Below are 4,506 nucleotides of genomic sequence, written 5' to 3' on the forward strand. Positions count from 1 at the left end.
TCACAGGTGGACCCACCCTCCTTGGCCTTGACCGCGGCCGCGACCAGCTCGCCGAGCCGGATCTTGTCGTCGTAACTGCCGCCGCCCGCCTGCCGGTTGGCCTCCGCGAGCCCGCGGATGTCGGGGCTCTCGGCCATCACCTGGTGCAGCACGGCCTCTTCGACGTGGTTGGCCTTGACGTTGTACTCGACCCGGTTGTCCAGGGCCCGCAGCCGCTCCTTGTAGTGCTCGGCACGCTCGGCGAGCACCCCGGTGATGGAGTGGTCGTCCGGGGCGACGCTGCCGAACCGCATGGGCAGCACGCAGCCCGCCGCGCCGGCCTCGCTGAGCACGTTCTGGTGGGCGAGCAGGTCCTTGCGCTTGGGCCGCAGCCCCTCGGGCGCCTCACTGACGACGGCCGCCAGGTCACCCTCCCGCAGGATACGCACCTCGCGGGGCGGGTCGCCGACGCCGCCCATGCCCTCGGGCAGGGAAGGGTGCGAGCTCGCCGCGATGCCGTAGACGTAGGTGCTCACTCCTGCTCCTCCTTCCTGCGGGACGACGCGCTCTTACGGGCGCGCGGACGGGACTCGCCCTGGCGCTCGGAGCCGTCGTCACGCCCTTGCTTGAAGGCGTCGGATATGGTCTCGGCAGCGCCGGACAGCGCCCCCTTGGACTTGCCGCGCGCCCCGGACTCCGTCATCTCCCCGACCAGGTCGGGCAGGCCCGGGTCCTTGCGCGGCCCGGCCTCCAGGTCGAGCCGGTTGCACGCCTCGGCGAAGCGCAGGTAGGTGTCGACGCTGGCGACGACGACGCGTACGTCAATCTTGAGGATCTCGATGCCGACCAGGGAGACGCGCACGAATGCGTCGATGACGAGCCCCCTGTCCAGGACGAGTTCGAGCACGTCGTAGAGACCGCTGCTGCCGCCTCCGCCGCCGGGCTGCTGTGCCGGTACGACAGTCATGCCGGATGTTCCTCCTCGTGTGTGGGTGCGGGTCCGGTCGGGCGGCCTAGCGGCCGCCGGGCCTGCGCGCGTCGGACCGCCCGCGTTCGTAGCGGCGGACGCGGCGGTAACCCGTGAGCTGCCCCTCTGCGTCCAGCTCCACCTGGTAGCTCGCCATGAGGCTCATCGTGTCGGGCACGCGCTCGAGTTCGAGGACCTCTACCTCCAGCGCCCAGCCCTCCTCCGTCTGCTCGAAGGACGACACGGACTCGGCTTCCATGCCGGTGAGCTCCGCGAGCTGGCCGCGCGCCTGGCGCAGCACCTCCATCGGGCTCGGCCGGCTCTTGGCCGTCTGCTTGTCGTTCGTTCTGCTCGAGTTCCGGGAGTCCTGGGACCCCTGTGAATCCTGTGACTCTTGCGTGTTTTTTGTGTTCGACATGGCCACCTCCCCCTCCGTGTGGCCGCAAGAGTGTTCGCCAAACCTCTACGGGCCCATGCATCTGTCATTCACCGGGAGATCACCGACGGGGTCTCAGCCGCGCAGGGCGTTCAGCCGCCGCCGGGCCGGTCCCAGCGCCCGGCCGCGGCTCAGCAGGCCTGACCAGGGGTTGGTGCGGGCCTGCTCGACGGCGTCGGCCACGGTCCAACGGCGGGCGTGCAGCTCCGGGTCGTCCAGCCGGTCCCAGGTGATGGGAGTGGCCACCGGCGCGCCCGGGCGGGACCGGACCGTGTAGGGCGCGACGGCGGTCTGGGCGTAGGCGTTGCGCTGGATGTCGAGGTAGAGCCGCTCACCGCGCTCCTTCTTGCGGGCGGCGGTGGTGAGCCGGTCGGGGTGGGCGCCGGCGAGGGTGTCGGCGACGTCCCGGGCGAAGGCGCGCACCTCGTCGAAATCGTGCCGGCCGTTGAGCGGCACGATGACGTGCAGTCCGCGCGAGCCCGTGGTCATCAGGACCGAGGGCAGCTCCAGCTCGTCGAGCAGCTCCCCGAGCAGCCGGGCGGCCTCGCGCACGGCCTCGAAGTCGTCCCCCGACGGGTCGAGGTCGAAGACCAGCCGGTCGGGGTGGTCGATCCTGTCGGAGCGGGACAGCCAGCGGTGCAGGGTGATGCTCGCCTGGTCGGCCAGGTAGAGGAGGGTGGCGGTGTCGTCACAGACGGTGTGGCGGACGGTGCCGCCCTCCTTGGCCAGCTCGACGCGCTCGATCCACTCCGGGTAGTGGTCCGGAGTGTTCTTCTGCATGAACGTCGGGCCGTCGATGCCGTCCGGGTGCCTCTCCAGCATCAGTGGCCGGCCGCGCAGGTGCGGCAGCATGAAGGGCGCGACGGCACGGTGGAAGTCCACGAGGTCGGCCTTGGTGTACTCCTTGGCGTCGCCGCCGCCGGGGAAGAGCACCTTGTCCGGCCGGTGCACCTCCACCGTGCGGCGGCCCGCCCGCACCCTGCGCGTGCCGTCGCCGCCGCTCACCGCACGACCGCCTCCTCCACCAGCAGCCGCCCGGCCGCCGCGATGGACTCCGCGTCGATGCCCGAGGCGCGCAGCTGCTCCTCCGGGGACGCCGAGCCCGGCATGGTCCGCACGCCGAGCCGCACCAGGCGCGGTACGGGGCGCCCGTCGGTGAAGGCGTCCAGGACCGCGTCCCCGATACCGCCCTCGAGGTGGTGGTCCTCCACGGTCACCAGGCAGCCGGTCTCCTCGGCGGCCCGGCGCAGGGTGGCCCGGTCGACAGGCTTCACGGAGTACAGGTCGATCACCCGCACCGCGATGCCCTCCTGCTCCAGGGCCTCGGCGGCGGCCAGGGCCTCGTGCACGGTGACGCCCGCCGCGACGAGGGTCAGCCGGTCCTGGCCGGAGGAGCGCAGCACCTTGCTGCCGCCGACCGGGAACTCCTCGTCGGGGGCGTAGATCACCGGGCTCGCGCCGCGCGAGGTGCGCAGGTAGCGGACGCCCTCCAGGCCGGCCATCGCGCCGACGAGCCGCGCGGTCTGGTTGGCGTCGCACGGGTACAGCACGGTCGAGCCGTGCACCGCCCGCATCATCGCCAGGTCCTCCAGACCCATCTGGCTGGGCCCGTCCTGGCCGATGGCGACACCCGCGTGCGAGCCGACGAGGTTGATGCCGGCGCCGCTGACCGACGCCATCCGTACGAAGTCGTAGGCCCGGGTCAGGAACGCCGCGAACGTAGCGGCGTACGGCACCCAGCCGCGGGAGGCGAGGCCGACGGCCGAGGCGACCAGCTGCTGTTCGGCGATGTAGCACTCGAAGTAGCGGTCGGGGTGCTCCTTGGCGAAGAACTCGGCGCGGGTGGAGTCGCCCACCTCGCCGTCCAGGGCGACGATGTCGCCGCGGCCGGTGCCGAGGGCGGTGAGCGCCTCGCCGAAGGCGTTGCGGGTGGCGACCTCCTCGCCCTTGTCCCACCGGGGGAGTTCGAAGTTACCGGTGTGGACGGAGTGCAGCATGCGGGCGGCGGGCGGCTCCTGCGCCCGGACGCGGATGTTCCGCGGACCGCCGAGTTCGGTGATCGCCTCCTCGGCCTCCGGCAGCGGCTTGCCGTGCAGGCCCTCGCGGTCCTGAACGCCCTCGACGCCCTTGCCCTTGAGGGTGCGGGCGAGGATCGCGGTGGGCTGGCCCTTGGTGGACACGGCCTCGCCGTACGCGCGGTCTACGGCGTCCACGTCATGGCCGTCGACCTCGATGGTGTGCCAGTCGAAGGCCTGGAAGCGGCGGGCGTAGGCGTCCAGGTCGTGGCCGTGCCGGGTGGGGCCGCGCTGGCCGAGCCGGTTGACGTCGACGATCACGGTGAGGTTGTCCAGGTGCTCGTACCCGGCGTGCTCGGCGGCCTCCCACACGGATCCCTCGGCCAGCTCGCTGTCGCCGCACAGCACCCAGGTCCGGTAGCCGGTGCGGTCGAGCCGCTTGCCGGCCAGCGCGATGCCGACGCCGACGGGCAGTCCCTGCCCGAGCGAGCCGGTGGCCGTCTCGACCCACGGCAGGCGCTGCGGGGTGGGGTGCCCTTCGAGGCGGCTGCCCAGCTTGCGGAAGGTGAGCAGCTCGTCGTCGTCGATGGCGCCGGCCGCCTTGTACGCGGAGTACAGCAGCGGGGAGGCGTGGCCCTTGGAGAGGACGAAGCGGTCGTTGCCGGGGTGAGCGGGACGGTCGAAGTCGTAACGGAGGTGGTGCGCGAGCAGCACGGCCATCAGGTCGGCCGCGGACATCGAGGACGTCGGGTGCCCGGAGCCCGCCGCGGCGGCGGCGCGGACACTGTCCACCCGCAGCTGCTGTCCGAGGTCGGTGAGTTCACCGGTGTTCATGAGTCTCCTTTCGCGGAGTCTTCCGGGGCGTCGGTTCGTTTGACCGGGCCGGGGGCGGGGTGGCTCGGTGAGGGGCGGCCGGGTGAGGGTGCTGGGGCGGGCTGCTTCTTCGCGGGCTCGCCACCGGGCTGGTTCTTGGCGGGCTCACCGCCCGGCTGGTTCTTGGCGGGCTCACCACCGGGCTGGTTCCTCGCCGGCTCACCGCCCGGCTGGTTCCTCGCCGGCTCACCGCCCGGCTGGTTCCTCGCCGGCTCACCGCCCGGCTGGTTCCTCGC

General features: G+C 72.4%; 5 protein-coding genes. All 5 read right to left on the reverse strand.

Translation table 11 applies throughout. The features are described from left to right. On the reverse strand, window positions 1–515 hold a 515-nt coding region (locus ABZ281_RS39475; protein ID WP_356662807.1), incomplete at its 3' end, for a GvpL/GvpF family gas vesicle protein. Beyond that, window positions 512–946 (reverse strand): gas vesicle structural protein GvpA, encoded by a 435-nt coding sequence (locus ABZ281_RS39480; protein WP_356662808.1) that lies wholly within the window; start codon window positions 944–946, stop codon window positions 512–514. The genes ABZ281_RS39480 and ABZ281_RS39475, both read right to left, overlap by 4 nt. Before the next feature lie 46 nt (window positions 947–992). Continuing rightward, window positions 993–1,364, reverse strand: a complete 372-nt coding sequence (locus ABZ281_RS39485; protein WP_356662809.1) for a gas vesicle protein — start codon at window positions 1,362–1,364, stop codon at window positions 993–995. Between the two features lie 93 nt (window positions 1,365–1,457). Continuing rightward, window positions 1,458–2,387 carry a non-homologous end-joining DNA ligase gene (gene ligD, locus ABZ281_RS39490; RefSeq protein ID WP_356662810.1) on the reverse strand — a complete coding sequence of 310 codons (930 nt, stop codon included), beginning with the start codon at window positions 2,385–2,387 and terminating at the stop codon, window positions 1,458–1,460. Continuing rightward, window positions 2,384–4,231, reverse strand: a complete 1,848-nt coding sequence (locus tag ABZ281_RS39495; RefSeq protein ID WP_356662811.1) for a transketolase — start codon at window positions 4,229–4,231, stop codon at window positions 2,384–2,386. The genes ligD and ABZ281_RS39495 overlap by 4 nt, the downstream gene beginning before the upstream one ends. Between the last annotated feature and the right edge of the window lie 275 nt (window positions 4,232–4,506).

It is taken from the genome of Streptomyces sp. NPDC006265, from assembly GCF_040613555.1.
Taxonomy (GTDB): domain Bacteria; phylum Actinomycetota; class Actinomycetes; order Streptomycetales; family Streptomycetaceae; genus Streptomyces.

What these genes read in the sequence shown, in the direction of transcription:
- ABZ281_RS39480 (WP_356662808.1), bottom strand. Translation starts at nt 946, where the DNA reads ATGACTGTCGTACCGGCACAGCAGCCCGGCGGCGGAGGCGGCAGCAGC.
- ABZ281_RS39485 (WP_356662809.1), bottom strand. Translation starts at nt 1,364, where the DNA reads ATGTCGAACACAAAAAACACGCAAGAGTCACAGGATTCACAGGGGTCC.
- ABZ281_RS39495 (WP_356662811.1), bottom strand. Translation starts at nt 4,231, where the DNA reads ATGAACACCGGTGAACTCACCGACCTCGGACAGCAGCTGCGGGTGGAC.